Source organism: Bradyrhizobium sp. HKCCYLS3013 (assembly GCF_051167615.1).
In the GTDB taxonomy this organism is placed as follows: domain Bacteria; phylum Pseudomonadota; class Alphaproteobacteria; order Rhizobiales; family Xanthobacteraceae; genus Bradyrhizobium.
The window spans coordinates 140,737-163,803 of the sequence record NZ_JBNPTK010000013.1; the positions used below are offsets into that span (position 1 = coordinate 140,737).

Below are 23,067 nucleotides of genomic sequence, written 5' to 3' on the forward strand. Positions count from 1 at the left end.
GTGATCGAACTGGTTTGCAGCGGTGGCCGTTGCTCTGCTTAGTTGTCGGGATCGTGGTTCGTTCGTCAAGGCCTGGTGTGGGCTACAAGACGAGTGACTACTACCGACGTCCCTCGATAGCATCCGCGGTATGGGTCCCGGCTCAAGCCGGGACGACAGCCGGGGGGTGCCCTTCCATTCGTGCCAAAAAACCCCAAATACGCCCCATGACAGCCAATCCCCCCGCTACCAACATCAACCTCGACACCAGCCGCGCGCCCTCGGCGGTGCCGGTCGACGACGCCGTGCTGCCGTTCGAAGTCGCGGCGCTCGATCTGCGCGGGCGGCTGACCCGCATGGGCCCGGCGCTCGACGACATCCTCACCAAGCACGCTTATCCCGCGCCCGTGGGCAAGCTGCTCGGCGAAGCCATCGTGCTGACGACCCTGCTCGGCTCCTCGCTGAAGTTCGACGGTCGCTTCATCCTGCAGACCCAGACCGATGGTCCGGTCTCGTTTCTGGTTGTCGACTTCCAGGCGCCCGACCGGTTGCGCGCTTACGCACGCTATGACGAGGCGCGGCTCTCGGAAGCGAAGGACTCCGGCGGCCTGCTCGGCAAGGGCCATCTGGCGATGACCATCGACCAGGGCGCCGACATGAGCCGCTACCAGGGCCTCGTCGCGCTCTCCGGCGGCAGCCTGGAGGAGGCCGCGCACGAATACTTCCTCCGCTCCGAGCAGATCCCCACGCGGGTGCGCCTCGCCGTCGGCGAGGAGTGGAGCGGCGGCAAGCACCGCTGGCGCGCCGGCGGCCTGCTGACGCAATTCCTGCCGCAGGCGCCCGAGCGCCTGCGCCAGGCCGATCTGCATCCCGGCGATGCGCCGGAGGGTACCGAGCTGCACGCGGTCGAGGAAGACGAGGCCTGGATCGAGGGTCAATCGCTGGTCGCGACAGTCGAGGATATCGAGCTGATCGACCCGGCGCTGTCCGGCGAGCGGCTGCTGTATCGCCTGTTCCACGAGCGCGGCGTGCGCGTGTTCGACACCGTGCCGCTGCAGGCGCGCTGCTCCTGCTCGCGCGACGCGGTCGCCAACATGCTGAAGAGCTTCTCGTCCCAGGACCGCGCCGACATGGTCAAGGACGACAAGGTCGTCGTCACCTGCGAGTTCTGCTCCTCGGTCTATCAGTTCACCCCGCACGAGGCGGGCGTGACGGAGAACTAGGCCGTCGATTCACGACGCGACGGCCCGGCAGGAGTGATTGGACGGCCGGCGATGCGCCAGCGAGCGATGCCGCAAGGCGTGATGCGCAACAGGGCGCCGGATCGTGACGCGATGGGATGGAGTCGCATTACTGATCAGTTCGCACAAACCTCGCGACAAGCGCCTCCAGCAATATGTCACTCGACCGCTTGATCTCGGCGGCCGGCACGTCCTGCAAGAACAGGGTCAGAACGCCGTTCGAAGCCGCCCAGATCGTTCGTGACGCGGTGTCCACGTCGGTCGTCAAACGCCCTTGGGCTTCAAGCCGCTCGACCACCGCCCGCATGAGTCCGAAAGCCTCTCTGGACGCGCCTGGGTCCGACCGGGTTTGATCGATCATCATGCGGAACAATTTTGGTCGTTCGAGTGCGAAAGCGATCCAGCCGTTCCAGCCGCGCTTCAGATCGGCGAGGGCGTCAGCGGTGTGACGGTTGGTCCGCTTCTGTGTCATGAACGTCTCGACCCCCCGCAAGACCAGGGCACGCAGCAATCCGCTCTTGTCACCGAAGTGGTGATAGAGCGTTGGCGCGGTGACGCCCGCCGCTTGGCACACCGCCCGCGTCGTCACGGCTTCGGGGCCCTGCCGTTCCAGGATTTCAGCGGCGGCGGATAGAATCTGATCTTCGGTCGACATCGACAGTCCCTGACGGATCTTGCATTGGCCTATAGCGGTGCTATATGAGTGCTATAGCAACGCTATAGAGGTAGCATGAAAAACGTCTTTGTCACAGGCGGCTCCGGCTTCGTCGGCAAGCGCCTCATCGCGCGGTTGCGGGAGATGAATGTGCGAGTGGTCGCGCTGGTTCGCAGCGACGAGGCGGCGGCGGCCCTCGAGGGCCCGGGTGTCGTGACCCGTCGGGGCGACCTTCAGGATGAGATGGCGCTGACCGAGGGTATGCAAGGGTGCGACACGGTCTTTCACGTGGCCGGGCACTTGAGCGAGTGGGACCCTCATACGCTGTTTCGCGAGGCCAATGTTGACGGCACGCGCAAGATGCTGGCCGCCGCCAAGGCGGCTGGCGCATCGACATTTGTCGCCGCCGGAGCCGCCGCGGTGGTGATGGGACGTCCGAAGCCGATGAGGGACGTCAGCGAGGATGCGACGCTGCAAAGGCCGTCCTGGGCGCCCTACATCGCGACCAAGGCGGACGCCGACCAGATGGTGCGGCAGGCCAACACGGCTGCGTTTCGCACGATCGTGGTCCGGCCGCCGCTGATCTGGGGCGAGGGGATGCCGATGCTCGATGCCATGGTCGAAACCGCGAGGGCAGGTCATTTCGCGCTGCCCGACGGCGGTGGACAGCTCATGTCCACGAGCCACGTCGACAATGTCGTCGCATGCCTGCTATTGGCGGCCGAAAAAGGCCGGGGCGGGCAGGCCTACCATGTCACCGACGGGCAGGCCGGCACGCTCAAGCAGGTGATCACCGATCTGCTCGGCACCCGGGACGTTCCCCCCATCCAACGATCCGCACCGTTCGGCATCGCCTGGCGCATGGCGGCCGTCATGGAGACCGTCTGGCGCATGTTTCATCTGCGCTCCAAGCCGCCGATCACGCGCCAGACACTGCGCATGATCGGCCAGGATTTCACGCTCGACATCAGCAAGGCGCGAAGCGACCTCGGCTACACCCCGGTCGTGACCTGGGCCGAAGGCATCGCGCGCATGCGGGGATGATCGAAGGGCGTCGCGCTGGCGGCACGGTGGCCCCGACGGCGCCTCCGAGCGTGATCGCGTTCCCACGATCGCGAGCGGTGGTCGCGGGCGGTGGGCACGGCGCCGTGCACTTGTGCCTCTATCGTCGGGCCTCCAAGTGCCTTTTGCCCGCCCTATGGTCCGGTGCTTCGTCGCTATTAGTTCATCCTGGATCGTGCCGACCGCACTGCCCGTCGCGCTCCTTTGTCGCAGCAACAAACAACTTGTGTCGTCGGGCAAATCACTGGCACATTTCCGCGCGTCTCTGCTGCCGCATGAGGGGCGTTTCGCGACCGTCACGAACCGTTGGCAGTGGGATGCGATGGGCGTGTATTGCCGCAGCGTGGATCAGTCCGCGCGGACGAACGGCGATGCACGCACGGTCAAGTCGCGCGGTCCTGATATCCCGACGCTGATATCAACTCACGCCGGAGCTTTCGCTTCGCGTGGGGATGGTGGCCAGAAAGCACGGCGCACCAGGGAGAACGCGAAGCAGCCGTTAAAACCGATCGCGCAGGGAGGGCCGGGTCGTTCCGGCTGAACCTGTGGTACCTGCCGCCTGCATTCTTTTCGCAGGCGGGCCACGGGCCTCAGCCGAGGCCCGGCCTTCCCTGCGCCCTCTGCTTGGAGAGGGCGAACGAATCGACAAAGCTCGGGCGCGGGATGCGTCGCGAGAACGCGAAGTGCTGTGACGTCAGTCAGAGAGGGGCGGTGTGACGCAATCTCGCTTCGACAGAAATGGTTTCGTCCCCGCCTAGTGCGCAATTGCGCACGTCGCGCGGGGAACCATAACCACAGGGTCTTGCGGTGAAACGGCATCGTCGCTCCAGCCGTCGCCAAACTGCACACTGTGGTTATGGGTCCCGGGTCGGCGCATCCGCCAACGCTGGCGCGTTGTCGGACGCTTGCCCGGGACGACAGCTGAGCAGAAGTCAGCGGGTGTGCCGGGCCGATACGCGATGAACGTTGAAAGCCAAGTACAAAAATGCGGGTGCACGATCGGTCATCAGCCGAACCAAGTGCACGCTCGGCTAATTCAACACCCGCTTGCCGCCGTCCGGGCTGTCGAGCGAAAACGCCGGCACGGCGATGTCGAAGTGCTCGCCGCTCTCGCTCTCCATCTGGTAGGAGCCGGCCATGAAGCCGGACGCGGTGGTGAGCGGCACGCCGGAGGTGTATTCGAAGCGCTCTCCTGGCGCGAGCACCGGCTGCTCGCCGACCACGCCCTCGCCGCGCACCTCCTGCTGCCGGCCGATCCCGTCGGTGATGATCCAGTGGCGGCTGCGCAGCCGCACCGTCTCCTCCCCGCTGTTGGTGATGACGACGGTATAGGACCAGAACCAGCGGCCATCGGCCACCGAAGACTTCTCAGGCAGGAAGTTCGGTTCGACGGTCACTTCGATGTGGCGAGTCACGGCGCGATACATGGTGGCATTGTAGCGGAAACCCGCGCCGGAACCAATCGCGACGCCATCGTGCTTTCAACACAGTTCCGCATTATGGCACCAGAATCGTGGACTCTGTCGGCCGTACGCGCGGTCCGTTCCTTGGACTCGGATCGGGCGCGGCCGGCAGAGCCTGGCGGCGATCGACCTGTCCTGCGTCGTGCGATCGCCCACCAGCTGGCCGCCAAGGTCGAAAAACTGGGCACGGCCCAGCTGATAAGTCCTTCATCGCTTGCGCAAAAACTGCGCAGCCCTACATTTCCCCTGCCGGGCCTCGAAGGCTGGCAGCCTTGACGCGGTGCCTGATGACGTCGATTGCCGATCGCCTTGCCGGACCGTCCGCCCCCGCAGCCAGCGCCGCACCCGCGCCGGCTGCGGAGACCGCCGCCGCGGCGAGCGCGGCTGCACCTGTGGTCGCATCAGCATCCGCCGTCGCGGCCGCGCCGGCCGTCACTGCTGCACCCGCCACCACCGCTGCTCCGGCGATCACCTTCCCGGCGGTCGGCGAGCGCGAGCTGCGGCTCGACCTGTTTCGCGGGCTGGCGCTATGGCTGATCTTCATCGACCATCTGCCGCCGAACCTGCTGACCTGGTTCACGATCCGCAACTACGGCTTCTCCGACGCCACCGAGATCTTCATCTTCATCTCCGGCTACACGGCGGCGTTCGTCTATGGCCGGGCGATGCAGGATGCCGGCTTCATCGTCGCCACCGCGCGCATCCTGCGCCGCGTCTGGCAGATCTACGTCGCCCACGTCTTCCTGTTCACGATCTTCCTCGCCGAGATCTCCTACGTCGCGACCAGCTTCGAGAACCCGCTCTACACCGAAGAGATGGGGATCATGGATTTTCTCAAGCAGCCGGACGTGACCATCGTGCAGGCGCTGATCCTGCGCTTCCGCCCCGTCAACATGGACGTGCTGCCGCTCTACATCGTGCTGATGCTGTTCCTGCCGCTGATCCTGTGGCTGATGCGCTGGCGTCCGGATGTCACGCTCGGGCTCTCGGTCGTTCTCTATGCACTCACCTGGGAGCTCGATCTCTATCTGACGGCCTATCCGAACGGCTTCTGGGCGTTCAACCCGTTCGCCTGGCAGCTCCTGTTCGTGTTCGGTGCGTGGTGCGCGCTCGGCGGCGCCCAGCGCATGTCGCGCATCATCAACTCGCCGATCACGCTCGGGCTCTGCGTCGCCTATCTGGTCGCGGCGTTCTGCGTGACCCTGACCTGGTACATCCCGCAGCTCGGCCATCTGATGCCGCGCCGAATCGAGCAGTGGATGTATCCGATCGACAAGACCGACCTTGACGTGTTGCGCTTCGCGCATTTCCTCGCACTCGCAGCACTCACCGTGCACTATCTGCGCAAGGATTGGCCGCTCCTAAAATCGCCGTGGCTGCGCCCGTTGATTGTTTGCGGGCAACACTCGCTCGAGATCTTCTGTCTCGGCGTTTTTCTGGCGTTTGCGGGCCACTTCGTTCTTGCCGAAGTGTCCGGCGGCGCCATGATGCACGCGGTGATCAGCCTTTGCGGCATCCTCATCATGTGGGGGGTGGCGTCGTTGATTTCGTGGTACAAGCGTGAGGCCGATAAGGGCGCGGCGCGAAAAGGTGCGCGCAGCAACGCCGATCTGGCGGGAGGGGGCTGATGAAGTCCGTCTCGTGGTTAAGGTTTGGTATCGCGGCGCTGGCTGTTTCGCTGGCGGCCTCCGCGCGCGCGGAAGACGCGCCGCAGAACTGCGAGGTGCCGGCCTACCTGCTGACCACCGAGAGCCCGCTCCCGAAGGTTGCAGACGCCGTCAAGAACGGCCGCACACTCGATATTCTCGTCGTCGGAAGCCGCTCGTCCTCGATCGTCAACACCTCCGACGCCAATGCCTACCCCGCCCGTCTGCAGGCTGCGCTGAAGGACAAGCTGCCAGCGGTCGCCGTCAATCTCAGCATCGAGCTGCAGCCAAAGAAGACGGCCGAGGAAGTCGCGGGCAATCTCGTTAAACTGGTGGAAGGAAAAAGGCCTAATTTGGTCATCTGGCAGACCGGCACGGTCGACGCCATGCGGTCGATCGATCCTGATGAGTTCCGGCAGGCGGTCGACGACGGTGTGGCGACGCTGCAGAAAGCGGGAGCTGACGTCGTCTTGATGAATCTGCAATACAGTCCGCGGACGGAAACATTGATCTCCGTGCCGCCCTATGTCGACAACATGCGTGTGGTGGCGCAGCAGCGCGACATTCCGCTGTTCGATCGGTTTGCCATCATGCGGCAGTGGAACGAGCAGGGCGATTTCGACCTGTTCAATCCGACGCACGGGGTCGAACTGGCCAGGCAGGTTCATGACTGCATCGGCCGGGCGCTGTCGAAGTTCATCATCGACGCGGCGCATATCGGGCCGGCGCAGCAGAACTAGGATTATGTCGTTCATGACGTCGAATGAGTGTCACCGCGTATCCGGGACATGGGAGAAGCTTTCGGCCGTTGCGGTCATTGCCATCGCCCTCGCGCTGAGCCCGCAGAAGCTACGGGCCCAGAGCGCAGCGCCGGTTGCACCCGCCGCGCTGTCCGATGTGGAGAGCTCCGGTCCGAAGACTCCGCTGATCAGCGAGCTGCGACCGAGCATCGGCTACGTCACATTGGCGCAGGCGAACGATCAGGTGCGCGGGCCGATCGCCGCGGTGCGCCCGGCGGCCACGACCGCGCCGTCTGCGGCGACGACTGCGCCGGCCATGACCGATGCACAGCCGCCGGCTGCAGCCGGGCAGGCCGTCGCGGCCGCGCCGCCGCAATCGCGCAGCATCACCGAGCGGGCGATCGACAAGGTCAAGCAGGTCGCCAAATCGGCCACCGACATCTTCAACCGCGTGCCGTGCCTGGCGCCGAAGGGCGTCGCGAAGAAGAATTTCATTTCGCTGCCGCACGTCGCCAACAAGCTCGCCTCCGGCCTGCCGATCGTGATCGTCGCCTTCGGCTCATCGTCGACGCAGGGCTATGGCGCAAGCGCGCCGGACTACACCTATCCGAATCGGCTCGCCGCGCAGCTGCGCCGGCAATATCCGATGGTCGACATCAGCGTCATCAATGCCGGCGTCGGCGGCGAGGATGCGCCGGAGATGATGAAGCGGATCGAGACGTCGGTGATCGACCGTCACCCGGATCTCGTGATCTGGCAGGTCGGCACCAATGCCGTGCTGCGCGATCTCGATCCGGCCGAGACCGCCAGGCTGGTCGAGGACGGCGTCGCCAAGATCCAGGCCGCAGCCTCCGATGTCGTGCTGGTCGATCTGCAATATTCGCCGCGCGTGAACGAGCGGCAGGAGAGCGCGGGTCGCATGAACAAGCTGCTCGGCCGCATCGCCGAGCTGCATCACGCCGGCATCTTCCCGCGCTTCGAGGTGATGCGCGACTGGCACGAGCGGCAGGCGATCCCGATGAACGAGTTCGTGATCTCGGACGGCTTGCACATGAGCGATTGGGGTTATGCCTGCTTCGCGCAGCTGCTCGGCGACGACATCATCCGCTCGGTTGGCCAGGTCAAGCTCGGCATCAACGCGCCGGCCGAGGTGCCGACCTATCGGCCGATGTGACGCCGCGGGCGTTATCCCGGGGCGCTCGCCGCGCGAGCGAACCCCGGGATCCGGAGGTGATGTGCGGATGAGGAATGACAAGTAGCGCGCAGCGATGAGATCGGTCTACTCGCGACGCCACTTCACCATTCGCTACGCCGCGCTGAGGGCGGCGTCGAGATCCTCGATCAGATCGTCGGCATGCTCGAGCCCGGCGGAGAAGCGGATGAAGCCCTCGCTGATGCCGAGCTCGGCGCGCGCGTCCGGCGTCAGCCGCTGATGCGTGGTCGTTGCGGGATGCGTGACCAGCGTCTTGGCGTCGCCGAGATTGTTGGAGATGCGCGCGAGCCTCAATCCGTTGAGCATACGGAACGCCGACGCCTTGCCGCCCTTCACCTCGAAGCCGACCAGGGTCGAGCCGGCGCGCATCTGCTTCTTGACCGTCGCCGCCTGCGGATGGTCCTCGCGTCCGGGATAGATCAGCCGCGAGATCTTCGGATGCGCGGCGAGGAAGTCGGCCACCTTCGCCGCCGTCTCGGTCTGCGCCCGCACCCGCACCGCCAGGGTCTCGAGGCCCTTGAGCAGCACCCAGGCGTTGAACGGCGAGATCGACGGGCCGGTCTGGCGCATGAAATTGTGGATGTGCTCGGCGATGAACGCCTCCGACGACAGGATCACGCCGCCGAGGCAGCGGCCCTGGCCGTCGATGTGCTTGGTCGCGGAGTAGACGACGACGTCCGCGCCGAGCGCGAGCGGGCTCTGCCAGAGCGGGGTGGCGAACACGTTGTCGACGATCAGCCGCGCGCCATGGGCGTGCGCGATCTCGGCGATCGCGGGAATGTCCATCACGTCGAGCGTCGGATTGGTCGGGCTCTCGAGGAAGAAGCTCTTGGTGTTCGGCCTGACGGCCTTCTGCCACTGGTCGAGATCGAGCCCATCGACCAGCGTCGACTCGATGCCGTAGCGCGGCAGCAGATCCTCGACCACGTAGCGGCACGAGCCGAACAGCGCCTTGGCCGCGACGACGTGATCGCCGGCCCGCAGGGGGGCCAGGATCGCGGTGGTGACAGCGGCCATGCCGGTTGCGGCCGAGCGGCAGGCCTCGGCGCCCTCGAGCTCGATCATGCGGCCCTCGAACATCGCCGTGGTCGGATTGGAGAAGCGCGAATAGATGAAGCCGGGGTCCTCGCCCTTGAAGCGCGCCTCGCACTCCTCGGCCGTGGCGTAGACGAAACCTTGCGTCAGATAGAGCGCTTCGGCGGTCTCGCCGAATTCGGAGCGCAAGGTGCCGGAATGCACCAGCCGGGTTTCGGGACGATACTGGGCGAACGACACCGGCGCCTTCGCGGGGGACTTCGACATGTGACCTCCATCGTGACCACCGCGCTCGGCGCGATGGGCACAAAAAAACCGGCCTGGGAAAACTCCTCAAGGCCGGGATCACATTCGTCCCCGGCCTGTTTAGCGACTTATTTAACGTGGCTGCAAGCCGGCCGGCTCAAATCACCACGGGATAAGTCGTGCTCATAGTCGCAACCGGCCTTTCCGTCAAGCCGGCCATCGGATAACCGGTCAAAAGACCCTATATTGGCTCCACAAGCCGCCGTTCCGGCGCCTGCAAAGGATCAGGCCTTGCCGTTTTCGCTTCCCGCCGACGCCCACGGCATCCTCCCCGATCGCATGATCGTGGCGATGGCGGAGGCCGGCCTGATCATTCCCGAATATGATTTCGTCGAGAGCCAGATCCAGCCGGCGAGCCTGGACCTGCGGCTCGGCGACGTTGTCTATCGGGTGCGCGCGAGCTTTCTGCCAGGGCCGGGGTCGACCGTCGCCGAGCGCATCGACGAATTGAAGCTGCACGAGTTCGCGCTTGCCGATGGTGCCGTGCTCGAGACCAACTGCGTCTACATCGTGCCGCTGCTGGAGAGCCTGGCGCTGCCGAAGGACATCGTCGCTGCCGCCAATCCGAAGAGCTCGACCGGGCGGCTCGACGTGTTCACGCGCGTGATCGCCGACGGCACGCGACGCTTCGACATGATCGGCGCCGGCTACCACGGCCCGCTCTATGCCGAGATCAGCCCGAAGACGTTTCCGGTCCTGTTGCGCGAGGGCTCGCGGCTGTCCCAGGTTCGCTTCCGCTATCGCGACGCGGTCCTGTCGGAGGACGAATTGATCGCGCTGCACCAGGCCGAGCGGCTGGTCGATCGCGATGATGCGGATCTCGCCGGCGGCGTCGCGCTGTCCGTCGACCTGTCCGGCAGCAATGCGAACGGCTATGTCGGCTACCGCGCCAAGCGCCATACCGGCGTCGTCGACGTCGACCGCCGCGCCGGCTATCCGGTCGAGGAGTTCTGGGAGCCGATCAAGGCGCGGCCCGACGGCAGCCTCATCCTCGATCCCGGCGAGTTCTACATCCTGGCCTCGAAGGAAGCCGTGCAGGTGCCGCCGGACTACGCCGCGGAGATGGTGCCGTTCGATCCGCTGGTCGGCGAATTCCGCGTCCACTATGCCGGCTTCTTCGATCCCGGTTTCGGCTATGCCGGCGCCGGCGGGCAGGGCTCGCGCGCGGTGCTCGAGGTGCGCTCGCGCGAGGTGCCGTTCATCCTCGAGCACGGCCAGATCGTCGGCCGCCTGGTCTACGAGAAGATGCTGGCGCGTCCCAACGCGATGTATGGCAGCCGCATCGGCTCCAACTACCAGGCCCAGGGCCTGAAGCTTTCCAAGCACTTCCGCTTCTAGCCGGCTGCGTCTGCCGCGCACCCCCAATGCGCCTGCCGCACAGGGCGCGCGCCAGCGCCGTGCTAGGAAAGCGAAAGCAATCGAACGATAAGACGGCCGCGACCTGCGCGGCCGAGCGGGGAGCTGAGATGTCCGAGATCGGCCTGGCCGACAATCCGGTCGGCGAGGGGCGTGCATTGCCGCCCCCCGAGAAGCCGATGCGGAATAAGCTCGTCGACGGACCCATCCTGCGCACCCTGCTGTCGCTGGCCTGGCCGAACATCATCGCCAACACGGCCGGCACCTGCGTCGTCATTGCCGAGACCTCCTATATCGGCCGGCTCGGCATCGAGGCGCTGGCGGCGATGGCGCTGGTGTTTCCGCTGGTGATCCTGACCATGACGATGTCCGGCGGCGCGATGGGCGGCGGTGTGGCCTCGGCGATCGCACGGGCGCTGGGCGCCGGCGACACCGATCGCGCCTCGACGCTCGCCTCGCATGCGCTGCTGATCGCGCTGCTGTTCGGCGCGACCTTCATGATCGGCATGCTGGTGTTCGGCCCGGCCTTGCTGGAGTTGCTCGGCGGCCGCGGCGCGGTGCTGAGCCATGCCACGGCCTATCTGCAGATCTTCTTCGGCGGCGCGATCCTGCCCTGGCTGATGAACTCGATGGCCGGCATCCTGCGCGGCACCGGCAACATGAAGCTGCCGTCGTTCATGATCCTGAGCTCGGCGATGCTGCAGATCGTGCTGGGCGGCACGCTCAGCCTGGTCCTCGGGCTCGGTATGCGCGGCGTCGCGGCCGGCGCGCTGCTGGCGTTCTGCGTCAGCATCTCGGTGATGGGCTGGTACCTGTTTTCGGGGCGCGCGCGCGTCCGGCCGAAGCTGCGCGGCCTCAGGATCAGCGGCGCGATGTTCGCCGACATTCTCAAGGTCGGCGCCGTCGCCTGCTTCTCGCCGCTGCAATCCGTGCTGTCGATCGCGATCTTCACGCATATGCTGGCGTCGTTCGGCACCGCGGTGCTCGCCGGCTACGGCATCGGCGCGCGGCTCGAATTTATGATGACCACGGTCGCCTTCTCCGTCGGCATGGCCTCGGTGCCGATGGTCGGCATGGCGATCGGCGCGCAGCGAATCGCGCGCGCCCGCCGCATCGCCTGGACGGCGGGGCTGGTGTCGTTCGCGTCGGTTGGCGCGCTGTCGACGCTGATCGCGATCGTCCCACAATTGTGGGTCGACATCTTCACCCAGGACGAGAGCGCGCGCGGCGCCGGCCGGCACTATCTGCAGGTCGCCGCGCCGATGTATGCCTTCATCGGCCTGGCGATCTCGATGTACTTCTCTTCGCAGGGCGCAGCCAGGGTGATCGGTCCGGTGCTGGCGCAAACGGTGCGGCTCGTGTTCATCGCCGCAGGTGGCTCTTATCTGTTGAGCCATGCCGCGACCGAGGGCGACTTCTTCATGCTGGCGGCGTCCTCGATGGTGCTGCTCGGCGTGCTGACGCTCGCGAGCGTCATGCTCACGCGGTGGGGGCCGAAGCCGGCCGCGGCGCTGGAGCTGCGCCCGGCCGTGCTGGCGGCCGGACGCGGTCCTGACGCGCACGCGCCGCCCCCGGCGCGTGTCGGCTGAGCCGCTATCCGCGCAGCCTGCCCAACGTGTCCTGCATCGCGCGCGCGCCGAGCTCCATCTGCTGCTCGATATAGGGCGCGATCTCGTGCGGCAGCACGTCGGTGGTCCAGATCACCCGGCAGCGCTCCTCGCCTTCCGCGATGATCTGAAACGACGCACTGTGCTGGCTGATGCGTTCGTTCCTGATGGCGTAGACGAGGCGCCGGCGCTGATCGTTGCAGTCGACCAGCTGCTCGCGCACCACGCTGCCGTTGGCGAAGCTGACAATGCGGACGTCTCCGTCGAGCCTGGTGCCGGTCACGAAGCCGCGCGCCACCCTGGTATGAACGGCGCCGAAATCGCGCACTGCGTCCCACACTGCACCGGCCGGGGCCGCGATCGGAATGTCCTTCTGGATGGATGCCATGACGCTGACCTCACGGACATACGGCTTCGACGTTGTTGCCGTCGGGATCGATCAGGAAGGCGGCGTAATAGGTCGGGCTGTAGTCCGTGCGCGGCCCGGCGCCGCCATTGTCGCCGCCTCCTGCCTTCAAACCCTCGCTGTGGAATCTGGCGACCGCCGCGTGGTCCTTGGCGCGGAACGCGATATGCGCGGTGCCTTTGCTGGCGCCCTTGTCGAGATACAGCCACAGCGCCGGCTCCCCCTTCGGGCCGATTCCCGCCGACGCCTCGTCCTTGGAGCAGAGGATGTGGCCGAGCGGCGCCAGCGCGGCGGTGTAGAAGCGGACGCTGGCGTCGAGATTGCCGACCCTGAGGCCGATATGATCGTACATCGATGATCTCCATGCTTCGCATGCGGCTGCCGCACGCGCCGGGATCATCCAATCAATGGCGGCTCAGACGGTCTTGGAGAATCTTGCGCTCGCCGCGCGAGGCCTTGCGAAACTTCGCCGGCGACACGCCGGCAGCGCGCGCGAAGGTGCGGGTGAAATTCGACAGATCGGCAAAGCCCGAATCGTAGGCGATGGCGGTGACCGGCGTATCCTCCTCGCTGAGGCGCCGCGCGGCGTGCCGCAGGCGGGAGCGGATCAGATATTGATGCGGCGTCACGCCGATCGTAGCGGCGAACATCCGGAGGAAATGAAACGGGCTGACGCCGGCCTCGCCTGCCGCAGCCGCCAGGTCGATGTCATCATGCGCATTGTCGTCGATCCACAACGCGCTCTCGACCGCGCGCCGTCGGTCGCGAGGGCCTGGTGTCGCGGCGCGCGCCTGCTGGCCCGTGGCGGTCGCGACGAAGCGGCTGGCGATGATATGGCCAATCTCGTCGAGGCCCAGGGTCTGCTCGCGCGCGGCGACGGCCTCTGCGAGCTCAGCGAGGACCATGAGCTCCGGCAGCGGCGGCATCGCGCCGGCCCGCCAGGCCTGCCTGTCGCCGCCGATCTCGTCGATCAGCGCATCGTCGAAGAAGAACGACAGGCATTCGTCGCCGCAGACGTGGTCGTGCGTACACATGAACTCATCGCCGGGATGCCCGACCAGCAGCGCGCCGGTGACCAGCTCGAAGACGCGGCCGCGGTGCCGACAGCCGAAGCTGCCCTTGCGCACATAGGACAGCGAGTAGCCGGCATACTGCTCGACATAGGGACGCTCGCCCGGCATCGCTGCACAGCGGAACTCGGACACGGTGACGTCACGGCTTTCGAACAGGATGGTGGCGGTCATCCTGCAAATCTAGCGCATTGCGGAGGAAAGTGGAGGGCGATGCGCGAGATAATATCGCGCGACGCGAGGCGTCCGCTTACGACGCGCGCGGCCGGTCGACGGCGAGAAACGCGTCGAACAGCGTCAGGCCCGCATGAGGCCGTGCGCCTTCGAGCGACAGCAGCCGACGCTTGGAGACGATGCCGCTGTTGGGCGACGGCTTGTCGAGGCCGTTGCCGATGTCGCGGACGCGATGGCAAGGGACGATCAGGACGAACGTATTCTTGGTCAGTGCCTGCGCGATCGAGTTCAGCGCCTTGGGCACGTGCAGTTCGTCTGCGATCGCGTCGGCGGTGCGCGTCTCGCCGCGCGGAATCGCGCGAATGCAATCGTAGACGCGCTGGTTGAAGGGCGTGACGCCGTCGAGGTCGAGCGCAACGTCGGAGAAGTCGACCTCCTGCCCGCGCAGCATGGCCGCGATGCCTTCGATGGCGAGTTCAGTATTCGAACACGAGCGCTGCTCCCGTGCGTCGGGAAACTGACGAAACAGGCGCCGCCGCGTCTCGATTTCCCGCGCTTCCGGCAATTGTACGCCGGTGATTCCGGCATCGCTCCATGCAATGCCGCAACGGCCGAGGGCCGTATCAAAGATCGTATACCCACGCCCCATGACGCCACCCCAACCCCACGCACATCATATCATCGTCACGATCGCCCGCATCAACTTTGTTTACAAAGTGTTAACAGCGCGGCGTGACGGGGGCGGGTTTGCCCTGATTTGGGTGATGGTTGTCAAGCGTTGCGTTGCGATCTCTGTTGTCGCAGGCGAGACGCGATCGATCAGAGCGCAGACGAGCGGCTCACCATTCCGGTGCGATCGCCAGCAAAATCAGGATCATGCGCGAGCCACAGCTCGAGGAGGCTTAGGAAGGTCACGGCGATCCCGACCGTGATGCTGACATGCATCGCCGATGTATGCGCGAACCCGAGCAGCCACGGCGCTGCAATCAGCCATACGCCAAGCGCAACCTTCAGCCACTCCTCCCAATCGGCGAACGCCACGAGGCCGCCGAACGAGAGCGCGACGACGGCAGCTCCCGCCAGCTCAGCATCGATCCGGCCGGCGCTGCGCGCGAAGCCGAACAGCGCGGGCGCGAAGGCCAGGAACAGGCCGCAACCGAGCGTGTAGAGGTCGAGCGCCGACGGGCCCGACATGAAGGCGAGGGTTTTCGAGGGGGCGGTCGGAGACTTGTGGCCATGGCTCTGCATGATGTGAACTCCCAGCACACGGCGCGGCGACGCGAGCGCCGGCTCCAATGGCAAGGCGAGATCGCCCAATCTGTTCCCGAGACTTGCGGTTGCGACCGATCACGATCGGGCGATCCGGCCATCGCAGACCTTTCGCGTTCGCCGTCTGGGCCCGCAGATCGCGCGGCAACAAGCCGCTTGGCGAAACGCATCGTGTCGGCTAAGCATTGGCGAGCGCGGGCGTAGTTCAATGGTAGAACGGCAGCTTCCCAAGCTGCATACGAGGGTTCGATTCCCTTCGCCCGCTCCAAGCTCCGCATTGGATGCCGACAATGCGAAGGTGAATTGTCCACCGCTTCCGATAGCGCCGGATAAGACGAGTACGCGGTTTATGCTGCGCGATGAGGTGCAGCTGCGGCGTCAGGACGGTATGCGTTGCGCGCGCCCGGTGGAGGGCGGACCTCCCCTGCCGCTCCGCACTTTCGCTGCAAATCGATCAGGACCGCGCGGTTTCGAACCTGACACCAACCCGACGTTCGCGGGAGATCGTGAAGATGGGCGTCGCGGCAGGTGCAGACCTTTTGGCTGTCGCGATCGACTGACGGGCAGGGACCGTGCGCGCGCCGGAGCGTCGTTGCGGCCCTGGCTTCCTCAACCTGCGCGGCTGACGACACGGCGGCCGGCCGGAGGAGCGGTTCTGAAGATCGTCCGGTTGCCAAGATGCAGCTGGGACATGATCACGCCTCTCATCCTCGAAAAACTGCCATCGAATACACCTTTAAGGTGTATTTCAATTGACTGGAAATTCCTGAGGGCGCAAGTTTCGCGGGTATATATTTTCATTACAATCATAGATCAAGCCCAATCATGGATTGTTAAGGGGCCGGATCGGCCCCGACATTCGTTTCGGCAAGGGGGAACGTCCAGTGGCAGAGCAGCCTGTCTCATCGACGGGAGTCGATAACTATTCCCGATACGGCGACTATCTTTCCGCGCAGATGCAGTCCAACCGCAGCTTCGGTTACGGTCTGTTCATTTGCAGGATGCAGGCGGCACCAGGTCCCGTCTGCTCGGCATTCTGGCTCTACTCCAACGCGCCCTCGGCGGCGCAATCGCCCGACGTAGCGCAGAACTGGAATTGGAACGAGGTCGATTTCGAGTTCGTCCCCTTCACCCAGGCGACCCAGGCGGCCTACGCCACCTTCGCGGGCGGGCTGCCAAAACCGAATGACCTGCAAACCTTCGGCGCAACCGTCGCTCTGGGAGATCCGCGTTCGCAGACACTCGATCCGGCCGCGACCTCTTGGACACTCGGCTTCACGCGGACCGATGAGGCCATCGCGCAGCAGATGTGGGCCTACTACAATACGTGGATGGGCGCGCCGGGCGCTCCGCCCAGCGGCGGAACGTTCGTCCTGGAGGACGGCACGACTGGCGCCAAGACCGGTGATCTTGCTTACAATATCAGTTCCGGCGACCTGCAGACAGCGCTCAACAAACTCAACAGCGGCACCGGCTTGTTCGGCGCAGGGCCGGTCACGGTCACCGTCGCGGCGTCGGGCGGTTCGGGAAACATCAACAGCGGCCAGCTCAATCAGATCGATATCACCACGGTTGGCCTGATCGGACAGCTTTCGGGCGGCGAGGCGGTCTCCGCCGTGGGTAACCCCGGTCTCCTTCCCGAAGGGACCTTCATCTCCGAGGTCGACCAATCGACGTCGATCGTCACGCTGAGCCAGGCCGCCAGCGCGCCCGTATCAGGCCAGACCTTCCAGTTCACCCCCGTGAACGTTTGGTCGGTTGGCCTCGCCGGTAGCCAGCCAGTCAAAGACGTGCTGATCATCGATACAAGTGATCTCACGCCGGAGGGCACGCTCGGAAGCGTGATCGCCGGCCTCAGCGGTCCCGGTGGCAACGAGGAGACCGCATTCAATGTCTCCGTCTTCCAACCCCTGCACGCGCCGGCGCGCGGGTCGACCTGGTGGGAGTTGCTCGTCGACCAGACCGGGCCCAATTTGATCTGGCCTGACGCGACGACCTGGAAATATCCGCTGACATCGCTCGCGGCTCCATCCGACCTCGACATGACCAATGCCGTGGCGCTCAACTACTGGCGGAGCCCTGCCGGCCAAGCCTCGAATACCGTCGATTTCACCGGATGGCCCGACGTCACGCACACCGGAATACTCCGGGTGAGCCCCATACCCGGCACGAGCGATCCGAACTCCTTCACCTCGGCGGTGCTCAACAACGAGGCGTATCTGTTCGACACGTCTGGAAACTTCGCGCCTTACAGCGAGTTTCATACGTACACCATCGCGTGGACGCCGACGCGTGTGGCGCAGTACATCGACGCGCCGAACGGCGGCCGCGACATCTCCAAAGCCACCCCGGTCGCGGTGTTCGACCGCACTGATTTCCCGTCTGTCGCCAAGTCCGGACCACAGGCGCCGGGCGCGGAGATCCCGTGGATCAGCAGCGAAATGAACATGCCGGTGGGGAACGTCACGATAAATCTCGCCAACTACGTCGCCTTCATGGCTGCCGGTGCGGGACCAAACCCTCCGGTCGAGACGACAGGCAGCCTCACCGCAAATTCGACGGCCGTCACCGTTTCCGATCCATCGGGGATTTTCGCCAGCCAAGTCGTCTCCGGGGCGGGAGTGCCGGCGGGAGCGACGGTGACGGGCGTCAACGGAAGTATTGTGACGATGAGCCTCGCCGCCACGACGAGCGGCACGGGGGTCCCGCTGCAATTCGTGCCGACCGCCACGGTCACGACGACAGGCGACCTCGCGACCGGATCGCCGACGATCTCCAACATCGCTGCGGCGCAGGGAATCTTCGTCGGCCAGCAGGTCTCGGGGGCAGGCGTCCCGGAGGGGACGACGGTGACAGGCGTCGCGCCGCCCGATGTGATCATGAGCGCCAACGCCAGCGCGAGCAGTTCGGGAGCGCCGCTGACCTTCACCACATTGTTCGACGCGACGACGACCGGCGATCTGACCCAAGGTTCGACGATCATCACCAATGTCGCCAATCCCTCGATTGCCCTCCCGGGCCAGTCCGTCTCCGGTCAAGGGATACAGAATGGGACGAGCGTGGTCAGCGTCAACGACACCATGGTCACGCTGACCCAGGCCGCCGCCGCGAGCGGGACGGGCGTCGCGCTGACGTTTGCCACGATGCAGTCCGGCGTCGGGTGGTCGGGTCCCCCTCCCGGTTCTGACTTCACCAACGTGGCGGCCTTCGTGCAGACAATCGGCTGGTACCCGCTCATCCCTTTCAAGTCCGGCAAGGACACGTCGGATTTCGACCTGCAGAGCGACGATGCCCTGTGGCTCGATTTCTCCGACGGAACGTGGACTGCGAGCGATTTCGCGACCGACTTCTCGAAATATTTCGGCATCCTCTACGCGCAGGACTTCACCAGCGCGGGCGGCGCCGGCTCGGCTCCGCTGCGCGATTCGAAGAGCCCTCTCGCCGTATCGTGGGTGGGGGGGCCCAACGGCACTGGCGCCATGCAACTCGCCTGTGCATCGTCGGTGGCCGATCCGGCACGCAATTTCTTCGTCCTGCTCCCGAGCCAGGAAAGTCCGGGCGTGTTGGGCCCCGGCAATCCTCTCGTGCGCGCCGTGGTTCAGTCGACCGGGATCACTTTGAGCGCCAACGCGACCCAAAATGGCGACGCGTTGCTGACCTTCACCAGCACGACCACAGGCGATCTGTTCGAAGGAATAACGGCGATCTTCAACGTCGCAGACCCGTCGCTCGTCCAGATCGGTCAGTCCGTATCCGGACAGGGAATCGCGACCGGCACCGTGGTAACCGACGTCAATGCATCGGCCGTCACCATCAATTGGCCTCCGACGTCTTCCGGCACGGCGGTCGCGGTGACCTTCGTCAGCACGACGACCGCGACGCTGATCCAAGACGAGGCCGCCGTCACCCTCGCTGACCCCTCGTGCGTCGTTGCGGGCCAAGCGGTCACCGGGACAGGAGTGCCGGCGGGCACGACCGTGGCGCGTGCGAGACAATACTACGCCGCAACCAGCTCGGTGGGCACGCCCACCGCGTTCTACGCGCCGCCGGCGAACACGAGCGTCGAGCTCTTCGTAGGCGTCTGGACCAGTTCGGCCAGCTACTTCCCCCAAGCGACGGTCCAGCCGTACTACACCGCCGAGATCATTGCTTCGACCAGTGCGGAGGGGGCGGTGTCGTGGGCGATCAAATCAGATCCGAAGGGAGCCCTGACCATCGATCCGAGCAACCCGTTCCGCATCGCCGTCGCAGCGCCTTCCGGTTAATCGGATCGCTGGCGGTTTCGGCCAGGTAAGGTTCGCCGAGGCCGGCGCACGGACCTCGCCGGCGTGCCCTCGCCAGCATGCCCTCGGCGCGAGACCAGGGATGCGAGCGGGTCAGCCGCGGGCTGAGCCTGAAACGGCAGTCTGTGGCGCCACCCGCTTCGCATAGATCGCCTCGAGCTCCGTCGCGAAAGCACGCTCGATCGCCGGGCGCTTGTTCTTCAAGGTCGGCGTGATCAGGCCTTCCTGTATGGTCCACGGCTCCAAGGTCCAATGCACGGCTTTCGGCGTCGCGTAGGAGGGATAGGCCTTCACGGCGCGGGCGATGTGCCGCAGCAGCGATGCCGCCTCGGCCTCGGTGCCGCGCTGGCCGTGCGCCGCGAGCCGCGCCTGCTGCTCGGCCCAGCCCTTGGCATTGAGCACGACGATCGCGGCCAGGAACGGCCGGTTCTCGCCGATCACGATCGCCTGCTCGAACAGCGGATCGGTCAGGATCGCGGTCTCGAGATCGGCAGGCGCGATCTTCTCGCCGGTCGAGGTGACGAGGATGTCCTTGATCCGACCGGTGATGGTGATGCGTCCCGCATCGATGCGGGCCTGGTCGCCGGTGTGCAGCCAGCCGTCCGCTTCCTTGATCCGCGCGGTTTCCTCCGGCCGGCGCCAGTAGCCGAGCATCACGTTCGGGCCGCGCACCATCAGTTCGTCATTGTCGCCGATGCGCACCTCGATGCCGGGCAGGGCGCGACCGACGGTGCGCGGGTCGTTGTCGTCGGGCGTGTTGACGCTGACGACGGGCGAGGTCTCGGTCATGCCGTAGCCCTGCAGCACCTCGAGCCCGAGCGCCAGGAACAGCCGCACCACCGGCTCGGCGATCGGCGCGCCGCCGCTGACGGCGACCCGCAGCCGTCCGCCGAACCGGGCCAGCACCTTGGCGGCGACCAGGCGCTGCAGCAGCGGCCACGCGATACGGTCGAACGCTGACAGGCTCGTTTCGCGCCCATGCTGCGCATCGAAGCGACGGCCGCCGATCGCGATCGTCAGGTCGAGCAGCGCCCGTTCGAGCGGGTTTGCGGTCCCGCGATGATGCATGACCAGCGAGTAGATGCGCTCATAGATGCGCGGCACCGAGATCAGGATGGTCGGACGGACCTCCACCAGATCTTCGGACAATTGTTTCACCGACCGCGCATAGGCGACGCAGGCGCCGATGGCGATCGGGTAATAATAGCCCGCGGTGCGCTCGAACGTGTGCGACAGCGGCAGGAACGACAGGAACACGTCGTCGGTGTCGGCCGCGAGCCGTTGATGAATCGCCTTGAGGTTGGAGACGACGTTGTCGTGCGACAGCATCACGCCCTTGGGCCGGCCCGTCGTGCCGGAGGTGTAGACGATGGCGGCGAGGTCGTGCGGCGCGATGGCGGCCTGGGCGCCGAAAGGCGCGGCGTTGCCGGCTGCGTTCAACCACGCGTCCAGATCGACGAGGCGCGGATCGCCGGTCGGGCCAGCCGGTTGTCGGTCGGCGCAGACGATGCGCCGCAGCTCGGGCAGGGCCTCGCGGACCGCCGCGATCTCCTCCCAGCGGGCGTCCGAATCGACCAGCAGCAGCCGGGCGCCGGAATCGGCGAGGATGTAGGCGATGCTGTCGGCGTTATCGACGGCGTGCATCGGCACCGGCACCAGGCCGAGCGACAGCGCCGCCTGGTCCATCGCGAGATGCGCGATCCCGTTCGGCATCAGGATGGCGATACGCTCGCCCCGGTCGAAGCCCTCGGCCACAAGCGCCCGCCGCCAGCGGGCGACGACGAGATCGATCTCGCGCCAGCTGAAGCTCACCCATCGGCCGCCTCGCGCGTCGAAATGGCGGTAGGCCGACTTGTCCGGGCTCTGTGCGACGCGCCAGCGCCAAAGCTCTGGCAGGGTGGTGATGGCGGCCAGCGTGCCGGCCGCCATGTCGTGATCATCGATGGGATTTGATTGCTGCACGCCCGTCTCCGGCGATCCTGGACTCCGTTGCGAGCAGAAGCTCTGCAGCGGCGGATCGCGTCCGACGTTGACGTAGCGCAATCATCGCAAGGCAGGTCGCGCATCCGCGCATGGGAGCCCGGCCATCGCGGCAGGCCGGCACCGCAGCGGACGCCGGACCGGTCGGAGCGTCCATCAGGCGCCCTGCGGGACCTTGTCGAGAAATCCGGTGACGCGCTGGATGCGGCCGTCGGCCAGCTCGACGAAATCCATGCCCTGGATCGGGGCTTCCGCATTCTCGGGGCCGAGCTCCCAGGAAAACCGCAGATGAGGACCGTGGCCGTCCGCAGCGCCGACCAGGCGAAAGCGGAAGCCGGGAAAGCGCTGCTGCACGCCCGCGACCAGGCCATCCACCGCGTCGCGTCCTTCGCCGCGCATCATCGGGTCGACGTAGAGCGCATCCTTGGTCCAGTTGCGCGCGAGCAAGGTGCCGCGCTGCGCGGCGTCGCGTTCGTTCCACAGCGCGATGTAGCTCTCGGCGATCTCGGTCGGGTTGGTCATCGGTGCTCTCCATGTTGTGAACGATGAGGAGCCCATCATCGCGCCCGGCGCGCAGCGAATCGATTACGTCGAACGTCATCTCATCCGGAATGACAGAACTGTAAGTTGCCGCCTGTTTGCGCGAGGCCTACGTCTCGCGCGGCGGCGGTGCGGGGAATGCGTCTCATGATGTCCGACACTTGGAAGTGGATTGCCGTCGCGATCTGCCTGGTGCTGTTCACGGCGGATACCGTGCTCAAGCCGCAGGACAAGCCCAATCGCATGGTCTTCTTCGAGCTGCATCGCGGTGAGAGCCCGACGATGATCGGCATGATGCGCGACGACCTCTTCAAGCTGCCGGGACGCGGCGCCAGCCGCATCCGCGATGCGCTGGCGCGTGGCGAGACGTTAACGGTCTGGCAATATGAATTAAAAAAGATTGAAGACGGCAGCTATCAGGAGGTGCCGGAGCGGCAGATCGAGCTCGGCGCCGCCGATGCGCCGCTCGTCACCTTCGGTGCGCGGATTCGGCTGCCCGATAATTAGTTCGATCCGCCGGGGGCGTGAGCGTCGGGAGGCCGATCGTCTCCCGGCCGCTGGCGCGATGTCGGCGCGACCTCGCTTCATCTCCCTCTCCCGATCAGACGGCGCGGTGCCGCCTGACCCCACCGCAGTCATTGCGGCGCAGGGCCAGGAGCGGACGGCACAAACTTGTGATTGCATCGACGGCCTCTCTTGACGTCGTCGCATGACGCCATGCCCGCGCGAGCCCACCCGCCATCGGGACCGCACCAGCGCCGCTGGGCCGGCGATCCGCAGGACTCGCCTCCCGCCCTGATTGGGGTGTGTCGTGCGAAAGCGCGGCCCCCGGGGTTTCTCCGGAGTGCCGGTCGTGCCGCCGTGACGCCGCTGCCGCGCCGATGGGCGAATCATGCCGGGCCTCTGCCTTGCTCGTGGCGCCACCGCCATGTCCGGAACCAGCGGTCGTCCATTTTCGGTGGTAGCGACTCATTGGTGCAGCGGGCTTGCAACACTCGCGGTGAATTTGGCTTTCGCAGCCGCGCTCTCCTGGACAAAAACA

General features: G+C 65.9%; 20 protein-coding genes, 1 tRNA gene and 1 riboswitch. Of the genes, 11 read left to right on the forward strand and 10 right to left on the reverse strand.

Annotated features, from left to right (window positions below):
* Window positions 1-206: 206 nt before the first annotated feature.
* The gene (locus ACQR1F_RS22800; protein WP_316181999.1) at window positions 207-1,202 is read left to right on the forward strand and encodes an Hsp33 family molecular chaperone; all 996 of its coding nucleotides are present in this window, start codon (window positions 207-209) and stop codon (window positions 1,200-1,202) included.
* A 127-nt stretch (window positions 1,203-1,329) separates the two neighbouring features.
* Here the strand turns inward: ACQR1F_RS22800 and ACQR1F_RS22805 are convergent, their stop codons facing one another.
* On the reverse strand, window positions 1,330-1,875 hold the full coding sequence (locus tag ACQR1F_RS22805) for a TetR/AcrR family transcriptional regulator (RefSeq protein ID WP_316181998.1): 546 nt from the start codon (window positions 1,873-1,875) through the stop codon (window positions 1,330-1,332).
* A gap of 75 nt (window positions 1,876-1,950) precedes the next feature.
* On the opposite strand from ACQR1F_RS22805, the gene ACQR1F_RS22810 reads away from it, so the two are divergent.
* Both ACQR1F_RS22810 and ACQR1F_RS22815 read left to right on the forward strand, forming a co-directional pair.
* A complete protein-coding gene (locus ACQR1F_RS22810; RefSeq protein ID WP_434913914.1) occupies window positions 1,951-2,919 on the forward strand; it encodes an NAD-dependent epimerase/dehydratase family protein in 969 nt (322 codons plus the stop codon).
* A 193-nt stretch (window positions 2,920-3,112) separates the two neighbouring features.
* Window positions 3,113-3,478, forward strand: coding sequence for a hypothetical protein (locus ACQR1F_RS22815; protein WP_315801593.1), 366 nt, complete (start codon window positions 3,113-3,115; stop codon window positions 3,476-3,478).
* Between the two features lie 490 nt (window positions 3,479-3,968).
* Here the strand turns inward: ACQR1F_RS22815 and apaG are convergent, their stop codons facing one another.
* The gene (gene apaG, locus ACQR1F_RS22820; RefSeq protein ID WP_315801592.1) at window positions 3,969-4,364 is read right to left on the reverse strand and encodes a Co2+/Mg2+ efflux protein ApaG; all 396 of its coding nucleotides are present in this window, start codon (window positions 4,362-4,364) and stop codon (window positions 3,969-3,971) included.
* A gap of 323 nt (window positions 4,365-4,687) precedes the next feature.
* On the opposite strand from apaG, the gene ACQR1F_RS22825 reads away from it, so the two are divergent.
* From ACQR1F_RS22825 to ACQR1F_RS22835, 3 genes are read left to right on the forward strand one after another with little or no spacing between them, the layout of a single operon-like run.
* The gene (locus ACQR1F_RS22825) at window positions 4,688-6,028 is read left to right on the forward strand and encodes an OpgC domain-containing protein (RefSeq protein WP_434913915.1); all 1,341 of its coding nucleotides are present in this window, start codon (window positions 4,688-4,690) and stop codon (window positions 6,026-6,028) included.
* Complete coding sequence (locus ACQR1F_RS22830) at window positions 6,028-6,786, forward strand: SGNH/GDSL hydrolase family protein (protein ID WP_434913916.1); 759 nt, start codon at window positions 6,028-6,030, stop codon at window positions 6,784-6,786. The genes ACQR1F_RS22825 and ACQR1F_RS22830 overlap by 1 nt, the downstream gene beginning before the upstream one ends.
* Before the next feature lie 13 nt (window positions 6,787-6,799).
* Window positions 6,800-7,960 (forward strand): GDSL-type esterase/lipase family protein, encoded by a 1,161-nt coding sequence (locus ACQR1F_RS22835; protein WP_434913917.1) that lies wholly within the window; start codon window positions 6,800-6,802, stop codon window positions 7,958-7,960.
* A 132-nt stretch (window positions 7,961-8,092) separates the two neighbouring features.
* Here the strand turns inward: ACQR1F_RS22835 and ACQR1F_RS22840 are convergent, their stop codons facing one another.
* On the reverse strand, window positions 8,093-9,301 hold the full coding sequence (locus tag ACQR1F_RS22840; protein WP_434913918.1) for an O-succinylhomoserine sulfhydrylase: 1,209 nt from the start codon (window positions 9,299-9,301) through the stop codon (window positions 8,093-8,095).
* A gap of 78 nt (window positions 9,302-9,379) precedes the next feature.
* A riboswitch (SAM riboswitch) is annotated at window positions 9,380-9,459 on the reverse strand.
* A gap of 112 nt (window positions 9,460-9,571) precedes the next feature.
* On the opposite strand from ACQR1F_RS22840, the gene ACQR1F_RS22845 reads away from it, so the two are divergent.
* On the forward strand, window positions 9,572-10,678 hold the full coding sequence (locus ACQR1F_RS22845; RefSeq protein ID WP_434913919.1) for a 2'-deoxycytidine 5'-triphosphate deaminase: 1,107 nt from the start codon (window positions 9,572-9,574) through the stop codon (window positions 10,676-10,678).
* 128 nt (window positions 10,679-10,806) lie between these two features.
* Window positions 10,807-12,285 carry an MATE family efflux transporter gene (locus ACQR1F_RS22850; protein ID WP_434838114.1) on the forward strand — a complete coding sequence of 493 codons (1,479 nt, stop codon included), beginning with the start codon at window positions 10,807-10,809 and terminating at the stop codon, window positions 12,283-12,285.
* A gap of 4 nt (window positions 12,286-12,289) precedes the next feature.
* Here ACQR1F_RS22850 and ACQR1F_RS22855 read toward each other — a convergent pair whose 3' ends face one another.
* The 5 genes from ACQR1F_RS22855 to ACQR1F_RS22875 all read right to left on the reverse strand — a co-directional run bounded on the left by ACQR1F_RS22855 (window position 12,290) and on the right by ACQR1F_RS22875 (window position 15,201).
* Complete coding sequence (locus tag ACQR1F_RS22855) at window positions 12,290-12,691, reverse strand: SRPBCC family protein (protein ID WP_316218166.1); 402 nt, start codon at window positions 12,689-12,691, stop codon at window positions 12,290-12,292.
* Between the two features lie 10 nt (window positions 12,692-12,701).
* A complete protein-coding gene (locus ACQR1F_RS22860) occupies window positions 12,702-13,061 on the reverse strand; it encodes a VOC family protein (RefSeq protein WP_434891665.1) in 360 nt (119 codons plus the stop codon).
* Between the two features lie 52 nt (window positions 13,062-13,113).
* A complete protein-coding gene (locus ACQR1F_RS22865; RefSeq protein ID WP_434838112.1) occupies window positions 13,114-13,953 on the reverse strand; it encodes a helix-turn-helix transcriptional regulator in 840 nt (279 codons plus the stop codon).
* Between the two features lie 76 nt (window positions 13,954-14,029).
* Window positions 14,030-14,602: a methylated-DNA--[protein]-cysteine S-methyltransferase gene (locus tag ACQR1F_RS22870; protein ID WP_316218167.1), complete on the reverse strand. Its 573-nt coding sequence runs from the start codon at window positions 14,600-14,602 to the stop codon at window positions 14,030-14,032.
* Between the two features lie 170 nt (window positions 14,603-14,772).
* On the reverse strand, window positions 14,773-15,201 hold the full coding sequence (locus ACQR1F_RS22875) for an SPW repeat protein (RefSeq protein WP_434913920.1): 429 nt from the start codon (window positions 15,199-15,201) through the stop codon (window positions 14,773-14,775).
* A gap of 215 nt (window positions 15,202-15,416) precedes the next feature.
* Between ACQR1F_RS22875 and ACQR1F_RS22880 the strand changes: the two genes are divergently transcribed.
* A tRNA-Gly gene (locus ACQR1F_RS22880) sits at window positions 15,417-15,490 on the forward strand.
* A 616-nt stretch (window positions 15,491-16,106) separates the two neighbouring features.
* Window positions 16,107-19,487: a hypothetical protein gene (locus ACQR1F_RS22885; protein ID WP_434913921.1), complete on the forward strand. Its 3,381-nt coding sequence runs from the start codon at window positions 16,107-16,109 to the stop codon at window positions 19,485-19,487.
* Between the two features lie 111 nt (window positions 19,488-19,598).
* Here the strand turns inward: ACQR1F_RS22885 and ACQR1F_RS22890 are convergent, their stop codons facing one another.
* Together ACQR1F_RS22890 and ACQR1F_RS22895 are read right to left on the reverse strand one after the other, a co-directional pair.
* Window positions 19,599-21,467, reverse strand: a complete 1,869-nt coding sequence (locus ACQR1F_RS22890) for an AMP-dependent synthetase/ligase (protein WP_434913922.1) — start codon at window positions 21,465-21,467, stop codon at window positions 19,599-19,601.
* Window positions 21,468-21,641: 174 nt separating this feature from the next.
* Window positions 21,642-22,007, reverse strand: a complete 366-nt coding sequence (locus ACQR1F_RS22895) for a nuclear transport factor 2 family protein (RefSeq protein ID WP_434913923.1) — start codon at window positions 22,005-22,007, stop codon at window positions 21,642-21,644.
* A 165-nt stretch (window positions 22,008-22,172) separates the two neighbouring features.
* On the opposite strand from ACQR1F_RS22895, the gene ACQR1F_RS22900 reads away from it, so the two are divergent.
* The gene (locus tag ACQR1F_RS22900) at window positions 22,173-22,532 is read left to right on the forward strand and encodes a hypothetical protein (protein ID WP_434874015.1); all 360 of its coding nucleotides are present in this window, start codon (window positions 22,173-22,175) and stop codon (window positions 22,530-22,532) included.
* Window positions 22,533-23,067: the final 535 nt, after the last annotated feature.